The organism is Mesorhizobium sp. M2E.F.Ca.ET.219.01.1.1, assembly GCF_004016445.2.
GTDB lineage: Bacteria > Pseudomonadota > Alphaproteobacteria > Rhizobiales > Rhizobiaceae > Mesorhizobium.
In genome coordinates this window covers 1-279 of sequence record NZ_SADT02000305.1, presented here as the reverse complement: position 1 = coordinate 279, position 279 = coordinate 1, and the positions used below count along the sequence as shown (strand labels likewise).

Sequence of the window (279 nt, the reverse complement as noted above, 5' to 3'; positions counted from 1 at the left end):
ATCGAAGAAGGCAACAGGAAGGAAAAGGCGAAGTAAACCGGATGCCGGCGCGACAGCGTCTGCCGACGGGTCCTTCCCCATCGTCGGCATCGGCGCCTCGGCCGGCGGCATCGGGGCGCTACAGAAATTCTTCCCCGAAGTCCCGGCCGGCAGCGGCTTTGCCTATGTGGTCATCCAGCACCTCGACGCCGAGCACGAAAGCGTGCTGGCAAGCATCATCCAGCGCTGCACCTCGATCGCAACCGAGACGGCGGCCGAGGGTATCGAGATCGAGCCGAA

Annotated in this window: 1 protein-coding gene; it reads left to right on the top strand. The window is 64.2% G+C overall.

Features of this window, described 5'->3' with window-relative positions; translation table 11 throughout:
• A partial coding sequence (locus EN862_RS35940; RefSeq protein ID WP_210235712.1) for a chemotaxis protein CheB occupies positions 1-279 on the top strand: 279 nt, incomplete at both ends.